15 protein-coding genes are annotated in these 15378 nt (G+C 64.9%); 6 read left to right on the top strand and 9 right to left on the bottom strand.

The window, feature by feature from the left end; genetic code table 11:
• Positions 1 to 26 precede the first annotated feature (26 nt).
• A complete protein-coding gene (locus AC24R4_RS02315; protein ID WP_487522136.1) occupies positions 27 to 608 on the bottom strand; it encodes a hypothetical protein in 582 nt (193 codons plus the stop codon).
• A gap of 260 nt (positions 609 to 868) precedes the next feature.
• On the opposite strand from AC24R4_RS02315, the gene AC24R4_RS02310 reads away from it, so the two are divergent.
• Entirely contained in the window at positions 869 to 2083 is a 1215-nt protein-coding gene (locus AC24R4_RS02310) for a Bcr/CflA family multidrug efflux MFS transporter (protein WP_400393955.1), read from the top strand.
• 40 nt (positions 2084 to 2123) lie between these two features.
• Here AC24R4_RS02310 and AC24R4_RS02305 read toward each other — a convergent pair whose 3' ends face one another.
• A complete protein-coding gene (locus AC24R4_RS02305; protein ID WP_400393956.1) occupies positions 2124 to 2984 on the bottom strand; it encodes a mechanosensitive ion channel family protein in 861 nt (286 codons plus the stop codon).
• A 232-nt stretch (positions 2985 to 3216) separates the two neighbouring features.
• On the bottom strand, positions 3217 to 4419 hold the full coding sequence (locus tag AC24R4_RS02300) for an ammonium transporter (protein WP_400393958.1): 1203 nt from the start codon (positions 4417 to 4419) through the stop codon (positions 3217 to 3219).
• Between the two features lie 563 nt (positions 4420 to 4982).
• On the opposite strand from AC24R4_RS02300, the gene AC24R4_RS02295 reads away from it, so the two are divergent.
• The 3 genes from AC24R4_RS02295 (at position 4983) to AC24R4_RS02285 (ending at position 6443) form a co-directional block, all read left to right on the top strand.
• Entirely contained in the window at positions 4983 to 5264 is a 282-nt protein-coding gene (locus AC24R4_RS02295) for an HU family DNA-binding protein (protein WP_008651272.1), read from the top strand.
• A gap of 205 nt (positions 5265 to 5469) precedes the next feature.
• Positions 5470 to 5958 carry an acyl-CoA thioesterase gene (locus tag AC24R4_RS02290; protein ID WP_066740443.1) on the top strand — a complete coding sequence of 163 codons (489 nt, stop codon included), beginning with the start codon at positions 5470 to 5472 and terminating at the stop codon, positions 5956 to 5958.
• Complete coding sequence (locus tag AC24R4_RS02285) at positions 5955 to 6443, top strand: CreA family protein (protein ID WP_400395402.1); 489 nt, start codon at positions 5955 to 5957, stop codon at positions 6441 to 6443. The genes AC24R4_RS02290 and AC24R4_RS02285 overlap by 4 nt, the downstream gene beginning before the upstream one ends.
• Positions 6444 to 6483: 40 nt before the next feature.
• Here AC24R4_RS02285 and AC24R4_RS02280 read toward each other — a convergent pair whose 3' ends face one another.
• The 3 genes from AC24R4_RS02280 to AC24R4_RS02270 all read right to left on the bottom strand — a co-directional run bounded on the left by AC24R4_RS02280 (position 6484) and on the right by AC24R4_RS02270 (position 10116).
• Positions 6484 to 8250, bottom strand: a complete 1767-nt coding sequence (locus AC24R4_RS02280) for a class I adenylate-forming enzyme family protein (RefSeq protein ID WP_400395403.1) — start codon at positions 8248 to 8250, stop codon at positions 6484 to 6486.
• Positions 8251 to 8274: 24 nt separating this feature from the next.
• Entirely contained in the window at positions 8275 to 9039 is a 765-nt protein-coding gene (locus AC24R4_RS02275) for an SDR family oxidoreductase (RefSeq protein ID WP_400395406.1), read from the bottom strand.
• A 180-nt stretch (positions 9040 to 9219) separates the two neighbouring features.
• Positions 9220 to 10116, bottom strand: coding sequence for an arylamine N-acetyltransferase family protein (locus AC24R4_RS02270; RefSeq protein ID WP_487522135.1), 897 nt, complete (start codon positions 10114 to 10116; stop codon positions 9220 to 9222).
• A gap of 237 nt (positions 10117 to 10353) precedes the next feature.
• Between AC24R4_RS02270 and AC24R4_RS02265 the strand changes: the two genes are divergently transcribed.
• A complete protein-coding gene (locus AC24R4_RS02265) occupies positions 10354 to 10851 on the top strand; it encodes an Mpo1 family 2-hydroxy fatty acid dioxygenase (protein ID WP_400396279.1) in 498 nt (165 codons plus the stop codon).
• 274 nt (positions 10852 to 11125) lie between these two features.
• Positions 11126 to 11584 (top strand): HU family DNA-binding protein, encoded by a 459-nt coding sequence (locus tag AC24R4_RS02260; protein WP_153947970.1) that lies wholly within the window; start codon positions 11126 to 11128, stop codon positions 11582 to 11584.
• 128 nt (positions 11585 to 11712) lie between these two features.
• On the opposite strand, the gene AC24R4_RS02255 is transcribed toward AC24R4_RS02260, so the two are convergent.
• The 3 genes from AC24R4_RS02255 to kdgD form a co-directional block, all read right to left on the bottom strand.
• Complete coding sequence (locus tag AC24R4_RS02255) at positions 11713 to 12708, bottom strand: isopenicillin N synthase family dioxygenase (RefSeq protein WP_400396281.1); 996 nt, start codon at positions 12706 to 12708, stop codon at positions 11713 to 11715.
• 395 nt (positions 12709 to 13103) lie between these two features.
• On the bottom strand, positions 13104 to 13907 hold the full coding sequence (locus AC24R4_RS02250; protein WP_487522134.1) for an enoyl-CoA hydratase: 804 nt from the start codon (positions 13905 to 13907) through the stop codon (positions 13104 to 13106).
• Between the two features lie 216 nt (positions 13908 to 14123).
• The gene (gene kdgD, locus AC24R4_RS02245) at positions 14124 to 15038 is read right to left on the bottom strand and encodes a 5-dehydro-4-deoxyglucarate dehydratase (RefSeq protein ID WP_400395355.1); all 915 of its coding nucleotides are present in this window, start codon (positions 15036 to 15038) and stop codon (positions 14124 to 14126) included.
• Between the last annotated feature and the right edge of the window lie 340 nt (positions 15039 to 15378).

The following is a 15378-nucleotide window of genomic DNA, read 5'->3' as shown; positions in this document are numbered from 1 at the left end:
AAACGGGAGCGTTTCAGGGGGGCGTTTCAGCGCAGCGCCGACACGCAGATCGGCGCGTTGATATAGACGTCGCCCACGCGGCGTTCGCCGCGGTCGTTACGCGTCATGTAGCGGAACATCATGCTGACGCCGAGCTTGGTCAGGATTTCCACGTCGCGGTTGGCGCAGATGTTGCGCTGGAGCGGCGCGGCGTAATTCACCTCGAAGCTGGCCAGGTCGAGCATCGGGCCGCGGAAGTTGGTCAGTTCCAGCTGGAAGAGCACGTGCTTGCCCGGGATCGACTGGCAGCGGCGCAGGCGCGTCTCGCCGTCGATCTCGATGGGCAGGATGTCGTTGAGCTGGCGGCAGGCGCGTGCCAGCACGCTGTCCGGGCGATTGGTATTGCGCAGCAGTTCGGGAACGCCGGCCGCACCGGTGTTCTGTCCGGTGGCCGCGCCCTTGAGCATGCGTGACAGGGCCTCGGCTTCGTCGATCGCCACGGGCGCGGGCGACGAAGCCGGTGCCATGGCGGGCGGCTTGCCAGGCGCGGCCCATGCGGGCAACGACGGCAAGGCTGCGAGTGCAACCAGGCTCAGCGAAGCAATAAACGGCGTATGTCGTATGGTCATGCAGGATAACGTTGCCGGGGACGGGTCCCGTGATCCGTCTCCCGCGATGCGTCTGACTGCGTGGTCTGGGGACATCCGTCCCGACAGGCACGCATTGTACCCTCCACGCCGCCACACGTGAAAGCAGCGCCACCCGTGATGCCGCACGGGCAGCCGGTTTGCGGCGGATTTTCCACGGTACGTCTGGTGACTTGACGCGCGCGCCGCCAGGGGCTTGCCCGCTATGCAACAATTGCGGCTTGTCTTACCGGATCCCTTTCATGACGTCCTCCGCAAGCGCGCGCACCGACGCGCGCTTTCCGCTCTGGCTGCTGATCTGCGCGTCGCTCACCGCCATCGCACCGCTTTCCATTGACATGTACCTGCCCAGCTTCCCCGCGCTGGCAGCCGACCTTCATACCGATATCGGCAAGGTGCAACTGACGCTGGGCACCTTCCTGGTGGGACTGGCCATCGGCCAGGCGTTCTACGGCCCGGTCAGCGACCGTTTCGGGCGCAAGGCGCCGCTCTATGCGGGCCTGACGATCTATGGCGTGGCCGCCGCGGGCTGTGCGCTGGCGTCGAGCGTGGAGTCGCTGATGGTCTGGCGCTTCCTGCAGGCGCTGGGCGGCTGCACCGGGCTGGTGGTCTCGCGGGCGGTGATCCGCGACCGCCTCGAGGCACGCGAATCCGCGCGGGCCTTTTCGTCGCTGATGCTGGTGATGGGGCTGGCGCCGATCCTGGCGCCGCTGATCGGTGGGGCCGTCCTGGCGGCCACGGGGTGGCGGGCGATCTTCTGGATTCACTGCGGCGCGGCCGTGCTGCTGCTGTGGCTGATCCATGCGCGCATGGAAGAATCGCTGGATCCGCAGCGCCGCCGCACGCTGCATCCCGGCACGGTGCTGCGCGGCTACTGGGAGCTGTTGCGCGACCGTGAATCCCTGGGGTACTCGCTGTCCGCCGGCTGCGTGCAGGGCGGGATGTTCGCCTATATCGCGGGCTCGCCGTTCGTGCTGATCGAACTGCATGGCATCGATCCCTCCCACTACGGCTTTGTTTTCGGGGCCAACGCATTTGGCCTGATCGCGATGTCGCAGGTCAACGCCAGGCTGGTGCGCGCCCGCGCGCTGGACGATGTGCTGCGCGTCGCGCTGATCGCGCCATGCGTGGCGGGCCTGACGCTGGCGGCGGCCACGCTGCTGGGCGTGGCGTCGCTGCCGGTGCTGCTGTGCTGCTTCTTCGTGTTCCTGGCCGGGCTGGGATGCATCACGCCCAACGCTTCGGCGCTGGCCCTGGCGCATCAAAGCCATCGGGCCGGCACGGCGTCTGCCCTGATGGGCACGCTTCAGTTCGGTTTCGGCACGCTGGCCGGTGCGGCGGTCAGCGTCTGGCACGACGGCACGGCGCTGCCGCTGGCCGTGGTGATGGCGGTCTGCGGCAGCGGCGCCGTGCTGCTGCGTCTGTACGGGCGGGCCGGCATGCGCCAGCCCGGGTGATCGGCCAGGCCGATGGTCCCGGGCGCGCCGGGCTCGCGGCTCAGGCGGCCTGGTTGGCCGGCTGGGTCAACGGCACGGCCGGGGCGTTCTGCATGACCACCATCTGCGCCGGCATCGGGGCGGCAAAGCCGGCCGCGCCGAAGCTGTCGCGGATGGTCCGATTGGTGTCGAAGTACACCTGCCAGTAGTGGTCGTTGTGGCAGTACGGGCGTACCGCCAGCACCGGCCCCACCAGCGTGAATTCCAGGATCTCGACATCGACCGCCGGTTCGGCCAGCACGTTCGGGATGGCGGCCAGTTTTTCCTTGAGCAGCGCGATGGCTGCCACGGCGTCGGTGGTGCCGGCCAGTTGGGCCTTCAGTTCCACGCGCCGGTACGGATTGGCCGTGAAATTCTGGATCGTGTCGCTGAAGATCTTGTTGTTGCCGACCACGGTCAGGACGTTGTCCGGGGTATCGAGCGACGTGGCGAACAGGCCAATTTCGCGCACCGTGCCGGTCACGCCGCCCACGGTCACGAAGTCGCCCACCTTGAACGGACGCAGGACCACCAGGAACGCGCCAGCAGCGAAATTCGACATCAGTCCGGACCACGCCATGCCGATGGCTACGCCGGCCGCCGCGATCAGCGCCGCGAACGTGGTGGTCTGGATGCCGAAGTAGCCCAGGATGCCGATCACCAGCACGACATTCAGCGTGACGGTGACGATCGAGCCGACATAGCGCAGCAGGGTGGGGTCGACGCTTTGCCTGGCAAGCGAATTCTGTACGAGCCGTACCACGAAATGAATCAGCCAGCGGCCCACCACCCAGAACGCCAGCGCGGCCAGGATTTTCACGCCGAATATGGTGGCGTAGCTGTAAATGACTTCGCGGATGCTTTGCAGCGAGGTGGTATCCATGAACATACTCCTGTGATTTACGGGCAGGAAAAACAGGGACAGCGAAAACGAAAGCATGCTGTCGATAATGTCAGGATCACAAGGCACGCCTGTGTCGGCGTTTGAGGAAACGGCAAGGGCATTATTGGGCGCTCGCGCGCGAAAGTTCAAGTCAATCTTTTTTGCGCGCCAAGTAAAAACGGCCGGGTTAATGCCCGGCCGCTTTTTCCACAATGCCCTGCAAATCCGTGGTTTACCAGTTGGTTTCACGCTCCGGCGTGGCCGAGATGCGGTGCAGCGTCAGGTCGGCGCCGTTGAACTCCTCTTCCGGGTCCAGGCGGATGCCCACCAGCTTCTTCAGCGTGCCATAGACCACCGTGCCGCCAACCAGCGCGACCACGATCCCCATCAGCGTGCCGGCCACTTGCGACACCAGCGACACGCCGCCCATCCCACCCAGCAGGCGGCTGCCGAAAATGCCCGCGGCAATGCCGCCCCAGGCGCCGCAGAGGCCGTGCAGCGGCCAGACACCCAGCACATCGTCGATATGCCATTTGTTCTGGGCCAGCGTAAACAGATAGACGAACAGCACGCCCGCCACGGCGCCAGTCACCAGCGCGCCCAGCGGATGCATGATGTCGGAGCCTGCGCAGACCGCCACCAGTCCGGCCAAAGGGCCGTTGTACGAGAAGCCCGGGTCGTTGCGGCCAGCCGCCCAGGCCGCCAGCGTGCCGCCGACCATCGCCATCAGCGAATTGATGGCCACCAGGCCGCTAATCTTGTCGATGGTCTGCGCGCTCATCACGTTGAAGCCGAACCAGCCCACGGCCAGCACCCAGGCGCCCAGCGCCAGGAAGGGGATGTTCGATGGCGGATGCGCGCTGATGCGGCCATCCTTCTGATAACGGCCGCGGCGGGCGCCCAGCAGCAACACGGCGGGCAGGGCGATCCAGCCGCCCACCGCGTGCACGACCACCGAACCGGCAAAGTCGTGGAACGGTGCGCCCGTTACCGAAGCCAGCCAGTCCTGCACGCCCAGGCGGTTGTTCCAGACGATGCCTTCGAAGAACGGATAGACAAAGCCCACCAGGACGAAGGTCGCCATCAGTTGCGGATTGAAGCGCGAGCGTTCCGCGATGCCGCCCGAGATAATCGCCGGAATGGCGGCGGCAAACGTAGCCAGGAAGAAGAACTTCACCAGTTCGTGGCCATTTTTCTCGGCCAGCGTCTCCGCGCCTGCAAAGAACTGGACCCCATAGGCGATGGTGTATCCGATGAAGAAGTAGGCCAGTGTCGACACCGCGAAATCGACCAGAATCTTTACCAGTGCATTGACCTGGTTCTTCTTGCGAACCGTGCCAAGTTCCAGAAATGCGAACCCCGCGTGCATTGCCAGCACCATGATCGCGCCCAGCAGGATGAACAAGGCATCCGTGCCTGTCTTCAGGTTCTCCATCGTTACCTCATGCTCAAAATGGGAGCACGGATAAGCAATTAGCGTTCCAGTTTTGGGCGCAAAACGGGGAATGCCGCGCCAAATCTGGGCGCCCCGCACCCGTCACGCTGTCGGCGCACCCCGGCAGACGGCACGGAGCAGGCGAGGGTGGGGCGATCGTGGGGCATGCGTGCGCCAAAAAGACGCATGTCAGTGCGCGAGTGGACCCTGATTGGTGCATGGCGCCGCGATGCCCCGAAAATGCGCGTAGCGGGCTGGCCATCCAGCCTCGGCAAATCGGAAGGCGGAAATTGCGCAGTCGGGTCAATAATCGGCAATAATCTGCCGGTTTCATAAAGTGCGCCGTCCGATACGTCCTGATCCTCAAATGTGATGTGCCGATTCGAAAAACAGAGGGGTAAAAACCCCGCTAAGTCTTGTCGGAGAACGATTTCCGGCAGTTTTCGTTGCATCGGTGCCACTGGGGATTGCTCAAGCCGTAAAGGGCAGATTAGACTGCGCCGATCGGACTTTTGCCACTTGGCAAAAGTCCGGTGACGACGACCAAACAAGGGAAATCAGCCATGAATAAAGGTGAACTGGTATCGGCCATCGCCGCGGAAGCAGAACTCAGCAACGCCGCCGCCGAGCGCGCGCTGAACGCTGCGCTGGACAGTATCAAGAAGGCAGTTGCGAAGGGTGACTCGGTTACGCTGGTGGGTTTTGGCAGCTTCAGCTCGGGCAAGCGTGCTGCACGTACCGGTCGCAATCCGCGCACCGGCGAAACGATCAAGATCCCGGCCGCCAAGACGGTGAAGTTCTCGGCCGGCCAGGGTTTCAAGGACGCCGTGAACAAGAAGAAGTAAGCGCATCGCGTCCGGAGCGTTACAGAAGTACAGAAGTACGGAAGTACAGAAAGCGGCCTGCGGGGCCGCTTTTTTTATTTGTCCCGCAGGGTATTCAGACTGTTTTGCTGCTTCGCAGCGGAAATCGCGCGCTTCCGATATGCCATGACCCGGCCCAGCGGGTTACACTGCCCGCGCCTCATGCTCGATTTCTGGATTTTCTGCGATGAATGATCTGTCCCACCAGCTGTCCATGACCGTGCTGATGACGCCGGACATGGCCAATTTTTCAGGCAACGTCCACGGCGGCACCATCCTCAAGTACCTGGATATGGTGGCCTACGCGTGCGCGAGCCGCTACGCCGGACGGTATGTCGTGACGCTGTCGGTTGACCAGGTGGTGTTTCGCCAGCCGATTCACGTCGGCGAACTGGTGACGTTCCTGGCGGCGGTGAACTTCACGGGCCGCAGCTCGATGGAAATCGGCATCAAGGTGGTGACCGAGAACATCCGCAGCAAGGTGGTTCGCCACACCAACAGCTGCTATTTCACGATGGTGGCCGTGGACGACAACGGCACGCCGGCCGAAGTGCCGCCGCTGCAGCCGCGCGACGAGGTGGAGCGCCAGCGTTTCGAAGCCGCCCGGCAACGCCGTGCGCTGCGCCAGGAAATGGAGCGCCGCCACGACGAGATCAAGGGGGCGACCACCGAATGACGCCGAGGCCGTTGCGTATTGTGCTGGCGGCTGGGCTGGCATGTGGCCTGGCCACGCTGCTGGTTGCCGCCCATGCCGAGGAAATCGGTAGCGTTTCGACCAATTTCCGGGTGACGGGGTCGGACAAGGTCGTGATCGAGGCCTACGACGATCCGCAGGTGGATGGCGTGACATGCTACGTGTCGCGGGCCCGTACCGGCGGCATCAAAGGCACGTTCGGCATGGCCGAGGACCCGCCCGAGGCGTCGATTGCCTGCCGGCAGGTGGGGACGATCGCGTTCAAGGGCCCGCTCAAGGCGCAGGAAGATGTGTTTTCCGAACGCATGTCGATCCTGTTCAAGACGCTGCACGTGGTGCGCGCGGTGGATCGCAAGCGCAATACGCTGGTCTACCTGACCTATTCGGACCGCATCGTCAGCGGCAGCCCGCAGAACGCGGTGACGGCCGTCCCGGTGCCTGCCGGGACGCCGATTCCTGTGAAGTGACAGCCTCGCGGCGTCGCCGAGCGGTGCGACGCCGGCCTTCCTATTCGAACAGCTTGCGCAGGTTCGATTTCAGGATTTTGCCATTCGGATTGCGGGGCAGCATGTCGTCGCGGACGATGATCCGCACCGGCACCTTGAACGCGGCCAGCTGCTGGCGCACGAAATCCTGCAGCTCCGCTTCGGTGGCCCGGGCGCCCGGCTTCAGGCTGACCACGGCGCCCGGCTCCTCGCCCAGCGTCCGGTGCGCAATGCCGACCACGGCCGCATCCATGACGGCCGGATGCGCATACAACGCGCTTTCCACCTCGATGCAGTAGATGTTCTCGCCGCCACGGATCAGCATGTCCTTCATGCGGTCGACGATGTAGAGAAAGCCTTCCTCGTCCAGCCGCGCCACGTCGCCGGTGTGCAGCCACCCGTCGACAAAGGTCTTTGCCGTGGCCTCGGGCTTGTTCCAGTAGCCACGCACGACGTTGGCGCCGCGCACCATCAGTTCGCCGATCTCGCCCGGCGGCAGCGCATTGCCGAAGCCATCGTCGATCTTCATCTCGCCGATCGGCAGCGCGGGGCCGCTGGCGTCCGGCCGGTGAATGTACTCGTCGGCGCTGTGGCTGGTGAACGTGGCGGAGGTTTCCGTCATGCCCCAGCCGATGCCGGGCGCGGCGTTCGGAAAGGCCGCCTGGATCCGGCGCACCAGCTCGGGCGATGCCGGCGCGCCGCCGTAGTGGACGTTTTCGAGCGACGACAGGTCGAATTCGTCGCGCCGCGGATGTTCGATGATCTGCCAGGCGATCGTCGGTACGCCGCCGGCCGACGTGCATCGCTCGCGTTCGATCAGTTCCATTGCGCGCAGCGTGTCCCAGCGATACATCAGCACGATCTTGCCGCCGCTGGCCAGCGCCCCGTTCAGCACCGACATGCAGCCGGTGACATGGAAGAACGGCACGGCCAGCAGCGCGGCCTTCTGCGGTGCATCGGGATTCGGCTCCGGCACCGGCTCGCCGCGCCGCAGCAGGTTGCGCAGCGGGCTGAACTGCGCGCAGACGGCCACGGAGCAGGCGTTGCGATGCGTGCCGACGGCGCCCTTGGGTTTGCCCGTGGTGCCCGACGTATAGAAGATCGTGGCGTCGTCTTCGGGGTCGAGCGGCACCAGCGGCAGCGATTGCGACGGCAGCGACGGCCAGGCGCCGGACTCGCCGATCACCGACGCCAGCGGCACGATGCGCGGGTCGTCGAACGTGGCGTCAGCCGGCGCCCGGGACACATAGATGCGTTCCAGCGCGGGGCAGTTCGGCAGGTGCTCCAGGATGCGGTCAAGCCGCTCGTGATCGACGATGGCGATGCGGCTGCCCGAATCCGACAGGCCGTATTCGAGTTCGGGGCCGGTCCACCAGGCATTGAGCGGCGTGACGATGGCGCCCGTCAGCAGCCCGGCATAGAACGCCACGGGCCACTCGGGCAGGTTGCGCATGGCCACGGCCACGCGGTCGCCCTTGCGCACGCCGTCGCGCACCAGCTGGTGGGCAAGCGCGGTGGCGGCCAGCGCAAATGCGCGATAGCTGACCCGTTCGTCCTCGTAGACCACGAACGTCTTTTCGCCCCAGCCCGCGGCCACCAGGAACAGGTCGCGCAGCGTGGGCGGGGCATTCTTCCAGACCGTGGTAGGAATGCCCCGGATCACACGCGTCTCGGTTTCGAACGGCGCCCCGGAGGCGGTCAGCCGGGCGTGCGCCTCGGCCATCGACATGACCGGCCACTGCGGGCCGGCCGGCGAGGGTTGCTGCGGATGTTGCGGATGTTGCGACATGCGTTGCCTCCCGCGCAAGACAGATCAGATCGTGACGCCCCCGTCCACCACCAGGGCCTGGCCCGTCATGAACGTGCTGGCCGCCGAAGCCAGGAAGCAAGCCGCGCCGGCGATTTCCACCGGCTCGCCGATGCGGCGCAGCGGCGCGTTCTCGGTGGACTGCTTGTAGCGCACGGGATCGTCCCACAGCGCCTTGGCGAAATCGGTCTTGATCAGACCCGGGGCAATGCAGTTCACGCGCACGTTGTGCGGCCCGAATTCCACGGCCAGGTTGCGCGCCAGCTGGAAGTCGGCCGCCTTCGAGACGTTGTAGACGCCAATCGTGGGCGATCCGCGCAGGCCGCCGATCGACGACACGATGATGATCGAGCCTTCCTTGCGTTCGATCATCTGCGGCGCCACCATCTGGATCAGCCAGTGGTTCGAGATCACGTTGTTGTCCAGCACCTTGCGGAACTGGTCGTCCGACACACCGCTCATCGGCCCGTAGTAGGGATTCGACGCGGCGTTGCAGACCAGGATGTCGACCTTGCCGAAAGCGCGGTGGGTTTCGTCGACCAGGTTTTGCAGGGCTTCCTTGGACGAAATATTGGCGGCCACGGCCAGCGCGGTGCCGGCGCCGTGTTGCGCATTGATGGCATCGGCCACTTCCTGGCAGGCCTCGGCCTTGCGCGACGAGATGACGACCTTGGCGCCCTGGATGGCCATTTGCTCGGCAATGGCCCGGCCGATACCGCGCGAGGACCCGGTGATGATGGCAACCTTGCCCGACAGATCGAACAATGACATGGTGTCTCCTGATAGGGATGGGCAGCGGTCCTGGCCGCCGCCTGAATCGTGAATGGGCCGGGACATTATGGGCAGGCGTCGTTTCCCAGTCCACAGCCCGACTCGCGCGGCAGGGCCGATATCAGCAAACTTTCTGCGGGCAATTCACGCGATGCATGAACCGTGCCGCAGCGCGGAATGTCAGGGCGCTGCCAGGACGGCCGGCAGCCGTGCCGCCAGCGCGGCGCGCAGGTCGTCGTCGATACGGATGCCGAAGCGGTCGGCCAGGACGTCGATGACGCTGCCGGCCGTCGCCAGGTCGGTCTTTTGCACGCTGCCGTCCGGCATGCGCGCGGTCAGGCTGCCGTTGCCGAGCGACAGCCGCGTGCCGTCGGCCTCCGTGCGGGCGGCGATCAGCTTCTGCGTAAAGTGGCTGTCGGGATGCGTCGAGACGTACCAGTTGCGCGCCACGTAGTCGATTTGCGGTTGCGGGGTCAGGTCGAAGCGATACAGCAGGCGCCAGGCCTGTGCATCGTCCGCGTTCGCCTCAGGATCACGCACGGCCAGATCATGCGAATGGAAGCCCGTGCCGGCCACGGCGGGCGGTGTGGGCAGCAGCCGGTACGGTGAGGCGGCAGCCGCCGGCAGTGACAGCGCCAGCGCGCGGTCCGGCGTGGGTCCGCCAAAGCCGACATCGGCGACATGGCTTTCGTGCGCCACTTCCACGCGCAGCAGCATGTGCGACAACCCCGTGGGGCGCTCGTCGGGCACGTTCCAGCGCACGCGGGCGGCCAGTGGCGTCACCGCGAATCCCAGCGCCTTGAGGCCCGCGCAAAACAGCGTATTGAGCTCGAAACAGTAGCCGCCGCGGCGCTGCGCGACGAGCTTGTCGAATACCGTCGGCAGATCGATATTCACGCGCCAGCCCACCAGCGGGGTCAGGTTTTCGAACGGGATATGCCGCAGGTGGGCGCCGATCAGGATATTCAGCGTGTCCAGGGTGGGCGACAGATCGGCCTCGGTGCCGATGCCGATCCGTTCGAGCCAGGCATCGCGCTGGCCGATGGTGAGGGCGGGGATCTCGTCTTCGTGGCGCATATCGAGGGGACTGGAAGTATTAGTAGGGCGGCTCGAACGGCGGGTAGACCCTCTTCCGGAGCACGCGGTGCGTCACTAATATAAATCCACAGCAAAACCCGGCGCGCAACGTGGTCTGGCCGTGCCGGTGACCGGCTGGTGCGAACGCGCACGAGAGAGAGACCAGAAAGCGCCTGAAAACAGCCAGAAAACAGCCAGAAAACAGCCAGAAAACAGCCAGAAGAGAGGAGACGCCCCGTGAAAACCCTGATCGATCATCTGTCCGGCTACGCAGCCTACCACCGTGACAGCCGTAACGTCGTCACGCATTTCGTCGGCATTCCGATGATCGTGCTGGCCGTTACCGCGCTGCTGGGCCGCCCCGCCATGCCGCTGGGGGACGGCGTGCTGTTCCTGACGCCGGCCATCGTCGTCTATGTGCTGGCCTGCCTGTTCTACCTGCGCCTGTCGTTCGGCTTTGGCGTGGCGATGGCCGCGATCCTGGCGCTATTCGTGTGGGCGGGGGCATGGATTGCCGCGCTTTCCACCGTGGCATGGCTGACCACGGGGATCGGCCTGTTCGTGGCAGGGTGGGTCATCCAGTTCGTCGGTCACTACTTCGAGGGTCGCAAGCCGGCCTTTGTCGACGACCTCGTCGGCTTGCTGGTGGGGCCGCTGTTTCTGGTGGCCGAAGCCGCCTTTGCCATGGGGCTGGCGCGCGAAACGCGCGATGCGATGGCCGCGCACGCCCACTGATTTGCGGAAACTTTTGCGCGTTCGCGGCGTCTGTCACGTGCGAAAGTGGGGGGACGTACCGCTCCGCAGCGCATCTGCTGACGCAAACCAGCGACAAAACCCGGGGTTTTCACTTGGTTTGACCTGTCGCATGTGAGAAAACCCCTTTACTTCTGGCTGTTTCCGCTATGATTCAGTGCGTGCCGGCCAGCACGATTCGCGAGCGATGACAGGTGCTACGCTGCGATGGATGGCAAATGGCCGGGACATCAATCTTCAACTCTCGTATATCGATATGGCGACCAAAGCGAAACCGACCGCGAAGACTGCAACCAAGCCTGCTGCCAAGAAGGCCGCAGCAACCAAGGCACCCGTGAAGGCTGCCGCAAAGAAGGCCGCACCGGCCAAGAAGGCTGCTCCCGCCGCTGCGCCGACCGTGAAGCCGCTGAAGGACACCTTCAACAAGTCGAGCCTGGTCGCTCACCTGGTGGCACAAACCCAGCTCGAAGCCAAGGCTGTGAAGACGGTGCTGGCTCACCTCGAAAACACCATCGTCAGCGCGCTGAACAAGAAGGGCGCTGGCGAATTCACGCTGCCGGGCCTGCTGAAGGTGACCGCGCAGCAAGTGCCGGCCAAGAAGAAGCGTTTCGGCAAGGACCCGTTCACGGGTGAAGAGCGTTGGTTCCCGGCCAAGCCGGCCAGCGTCAAGGTCAAGGTCCGTCCGCTGAAGAAGCTGAAGGACGCTGCGGCCTGATCGCCGACCCACTTTGGTAGTCGCCTGCCCGATGCCTGCCCCGTGCAGGCGCCGGACGGCTTAAGACCCCGTGTCTCGCAAGAGCACGGGGTCTTTTGGTTTGTGGGCGCCCGGCCGGCGCCCGGGCGTCAGTACGCCTTGAAGTTCGCCGCCACGCGCTGGCGCAGGAAATCGCCGGCGGTGATCGCCGGATACTGCTTCGCCGGCCCCTCGATCACGGCATTGCGGTTGGCCTGGCAAAAGAACGCCAGGCTGTAGCGCGGGCCCATGTATTCGCCCGGCAGCGGATTGCGTACGCGGTGAAAGTTCGACGGCAGGCGGTCGTCGCTCCAGCGCATCAGCATGTCGCCGATGTTGCAGGTGATCACGTCCTCGTCCGGCGGAATCGGCGTCCATGCCTGGGCTTCCATCTCCTTGCCGGGGCAAACCTGCAAACCGCCTTGTCCCTGGCGCTGGAACAGCAGCGTCAGGCAGTCGAAATCGGTGTGCGCGCCGGCGCGCCAGAGGTCGAGTTTGTCCTGCGCCTCAGGCGGAATCGCGTAGTAGTGGAGCAGGCGCAGCGTGCTCTGATAGTCGGGCGCTACGGGGTCGTGCGCGCGCCTGAAGAAATCGGCGTCAAAGCCGAGCCTGTCGGCAAAGCAGGACAGTACCTTCATGCCGACGTCCCAGCATTGCCGCTCGAACGCAAGCATGGTGGCCTGGAAACCGGGCAGCTCGGCGTCGGTGGGCCACAGCGCGGCCATATGCGGGCGCGTGATCTGGTACGACTCCTTCTGATCGGGCGTGCCGGTGGACGGGCGCACCTGGGCGCGGGTTTCCCAGCCGGCGTTGTTGGCCTTCTGCAGCGGGTACTGGCCCTTGATTGCCTCAGGCAGCGCGAAGAACTGTTCGGTCATGGCAAACGCTTCGCGCACGGCTGTCAGGTCGATGCCGTGGTTTTCCAGCTGGAAGAAGCCAATTTCGACGGCAGCCTGCCAGAGCTGGTCGGCAATCTCGGCTTTGCGTTGGTCAAAATCCGACAGGTCGATGCGGCGGATGTCCCGCGCATCGGTCTCGGTGCCGTGGGCGCCCATGCGCGACTCGCGCGCCAGTTCATGCAGGGGGAGGGTGGTTGTCCTGGTCATGTCGTTCCGGGTTCAGGAAAAGTTGAACGGGTCCGGCCGACCGGGAAAGCGGGATACCTGGAATACCTGGGATGCAGGCAGTCTCTGGCTCTCGAGTTCCGCAGCGGCGCGGACATCAAGAGCAATTTCCTGCCGCCCGCCTGCGCCAATGGGGGCGTCAGGAAACGGGCGGTTGAACGCTTCTACTCTTCAATCATCACCATCGCAGGTTTTGGGCCAGCGCAAATCGAACGAAATCTGGGTATTTTTCACCTTACTGGCGCACGGCAGGGCGGTTGTGGTGCGTGCGAAGGCGGGCCCCGGGGCGGCGATGGTGCAAGACGGCTGCGCCGGGTTCCGTTGATCCGGGAAGGCGATGTCGGCGAACGCCAGGCGTGGAGGGGGCTTGGCGATGGCTATCGCTGGGTCCAGCGCGGATCGCGCTTCTGCAGGAACGCGTCGATCCCTTCGCCGGCATCCTCTTCCATCATGTTGCGCGCCATCACGTCGCCAGCGAAGGCGTAGGCGTCGGCCAGGGGCATCGGCTGCTGCCTGTAGAACATGGCCTTGCCATAGCGGATGGCCGTCGGGCTTTTCGCGCAGATCTGGGCGACCTTGCGTGCGACGGCGGCATCGAGGTCATCGTCGGCCACGGCTTCGTTGATCAGGCCCCAATCGGCCGCTGTCTGGGCGTCGATGAAGCGCCCGGTCACCAGCAGGTCGAAGGCCCGTTTCGTTGCCACGTTGCGCGACAGCGCCACCGACGGCGTGGAGCAAAAGAGCCCGACGTTGATGCCGGACACGGCAAACTGCGCCTGCATGGATGCAATCGCCAGATCGCAACTGGCGACCAGCTGGCAGCCGGCGGCGGTGGCAATGCCATGGACGCGCGCAATGACAGGCACCGGCAGCGCCTGGATGGCCTGCATCACGACGCTGCACCGGGCGAACAGGCCCTGGTAGTACGAAAGCGCGGGCTGGCCGCGCATTTCCCGTAGATCGTGGCCCGCGCAGAACGCCTTGCCCTGGGCCGCCAGGATCACGCAACGCACGCTGTCATCGATGGCGATGCCCTGGAGGGCGCCGTGCAGCGCGGCCAGCATGGCTTCCGAGAGCGCGTTGAACTGCAGCGGCCGGTTCAGCCGCAGCGTCACCACGCCATCGCGGCTGTCATGCAGCACCAGCGGCTCGGTTGCCGTGTCGTCTGACTGCGCTGCCATATCGGGCTCCGTCATCGGTCAATGGCGCAATGATCGCGCGATTTGTTCGCAATGGGGGCGGAATCAGGGTGAATACGGATGCCGGGATCGCGGACGATTGGCGTACCGGTGGGTTGCCAGGGGGCTGCCCGAGCTCACCGCTGGCGCCGGCGGCGGCTCCAAAAAAAAGAGCCGACTTGTGTCGGCTCTCAATGCTTCAACTCGATACGGTATGGCTTATTGCGGACCCAGCTTCTTGATCAGGGCGTCCAGCTTGGCCACTTCTTCCTCGGTCAGGTCGGTCAGCGGCGCGCGCACCGGGCCGGCGTCGTGGCCAACCAGCTTGGCGCCGGCCTTCACGATCGACACGGCGTAGCCATGCTTGCGGTTGCGGATGTCCAGATACGGCAGGAAGAAGTCGTCGATCAGGCGGCCGATCGTGGCGTGGTCGTCGGCGGCCACGGCACGGTAGAAGTCCATCGCGGTCTTCGGGATGAAGTTGAACACGGCCGACGAGTACACCGGCACGCCCAGCGCCTTGTAGGCAGCGGCATAGACTTCGGCGGTGGGCAGGCCACCCAGGTAGGCCAGGCGGTCGCCCAGCTTGCGGCGCACGCGCACCATGGCTTCGATGTCACCCACGCCGTCCTTGAAACCGATCAGGTTCGGGCACTTGTCCACGACCTTGGCCAGCAGGTCGGCGCCGATGCGCGAATTGGCGCGGTTATAGACGATCACGCCGCACCGGGTCGCCTTGCAAACCTCTTCGATATGGTTGGCGATGCCGTCTTCGCTGGCTTCGGTCAGGTAGTGCGGCATCAGCAGGATGCCGTGGGCGCCCAGGCGCTCGGCTTCCCTGGCGTACTCGATGGCCACGCGGGTCGGGCCGCCAGCGCCGGCCAGGATGGGCACCTTGCCACGGCAGGTTTCCACGGCGGTGCGGATCACATTCGAGTAGTCCTGCTGCGTCAGCGAGAAGAACTCACCGGTGCCGCCCGCGGCGAACAGGGCCGAGGCACCGTACGGCGCCAGCCATTCCAGGCGCTCGGTATAGGTGTCGGCGCGGAAGTTGCCCTGTGCGTCGAAATCGGTAACGGGGAACGAGAGCAGGCCTTCGGAAATAATCTGCTTCAGTTCTTGCGGTGTAGTCATGTCGCTCTTCCTGATCGCCACATGGCGAATGGTGGGTGAAGTGTGGATCAAGGCTGGTGGGTGCCCCGGTCCATCGTTGTTAAGTTTCGAGATAAGTCATCGTACAACTAACAACTTGACCGTGCAAGTGGGATGGCGCAAACCAAGGGAAAACCCCGGGGGAAAGGGTGGCGAAGACGGGTGTCCACGCGCCGTTGTGGCCGGGCAGGCTGGGTTGGCCAACCGGGCGGAATCCCCCGCCAAGCCGCAAGCCAATTGAAAGGCAGCGGTATCGGGCCACGCACCGAAATACAGCTCATTGCACCAAGGCAGGGTAAACGCGCACTGTGGCGGACGGAAC

The sequence above is a fragment of the Cupriavidus sp. CER-90 genome (genome assembly GCF_057652055.1).
This window is presented reverse-complemented; position numbering and strand designations above follow the sequence as displayed.

What these genes read in the sequence shown, in the direction of transcription:
- AC24R4_RS02315 (WP_487522136.1), bottom strand. Translation starts at nt 608, where the DNA reads ATGACCATACGACATACGCCGTTTATTGCTTCGCTGAGCCTGGTTGCA.
- AC24R4_RS02300 (WP_400393958.1), bottom strand. Translation starts at nt 4,419, where the DNA reads ATGGAGAACCTGAAGACAGGCACGGATGCCTTGTTCATCCTGCTGGGC.
- AC24R4_RS02250 (WP_487522134.1), bottom strand. Translation starts at nt 13,907, where the DNA reads ATGGCAGCGCAGTCAGACGACACGGCAACCGAGCCGCTGGTGCTGCAT.
- AC24R4_RS02285 (WP_400395402.1), top strand. Translation starts at nt 5,955, where the DNA reads ATGACGCCGAGGCCGTTGCGTATTGTGCTGGCGGCTGGGCTGGCATGT.
- AC24R4_RS02260 (WP_153947970.1), top strand. Translation starts at nt 11,126, where the DNA reads ATGGCGACCAAAGCGAAACCGACCGCGAAGACTGCAACCAAGCCTGCT.
- AC24R4_RS02270 (WP_487522135.1), bottom strand. Translation starts at nt 10,116, where the DNA reads ATGCGCCACGAAGACGAGATCCCCGCCCTCACCATCGGCCAGCGCGAT.
- AC24R4_RS02295 (WP_008651272.1), top strand. Translation starts at nt 4,983, where the DNA reads ATGAATAAAGGTGAACTGGTATCGGCCATCGCCGCGGAAGCAGAACTC.
- AC24R4_RS02275 (WP_400395406.1), bottom strand. Translation starts at nt 9,039, where the DNA reads ATGTCATTGTTCGATCTGTCGGGCAAGGTTGCCATCATCACCGGGTCC.
- AC24R4_RS02305 (WP_400393956.1), bottom strand. Translation starts at nt 2,984, where the DNA reads ATGGATACCACCTCGCTGCAAAGCATCCGCGAAGTCATTTACAGCTAC.
- AC24R4_RS02290 (WP_066740443.1), top strand. Translation starts at nt 5,470, where the DNA reads ATGAATGATCTGTCCCACCAGCTGTCCATGACCGTGCTGATGACGCCG.
- kdgD (WP_400395355.1), bottom strand. Translation starts at nt 15,038, where the DNA reads ATGACTACACCGCAAGAACTGAAGCAGATTATTTCCGAAGGCCTGCTC.
- AC24R4_RS02280 (WP_400395403.1), bottom strand. Translation starts at nt 8,250, where the DNA reads ATGTCGCAACATCCGCAACATCCGCAGCAACCCTCGCCGGCCGGCCCG.
- AC24R4_RS02255 (WP_400396281.1), bottom strand. Translation starts at nt 12,708, where the DNA reads ATGACCAGGACAACCACCCTCCCCCTGCATGAACTGGCGCGCGAGTCG.
- AC24R4_RS02310 (WP_400393955.1), top strand. Translation starts at nt 869, where the DNA reads ATGACGTCCTCCGCAAGCGCGCGCACCGACGCGCGCTTTCCGCTCTGG.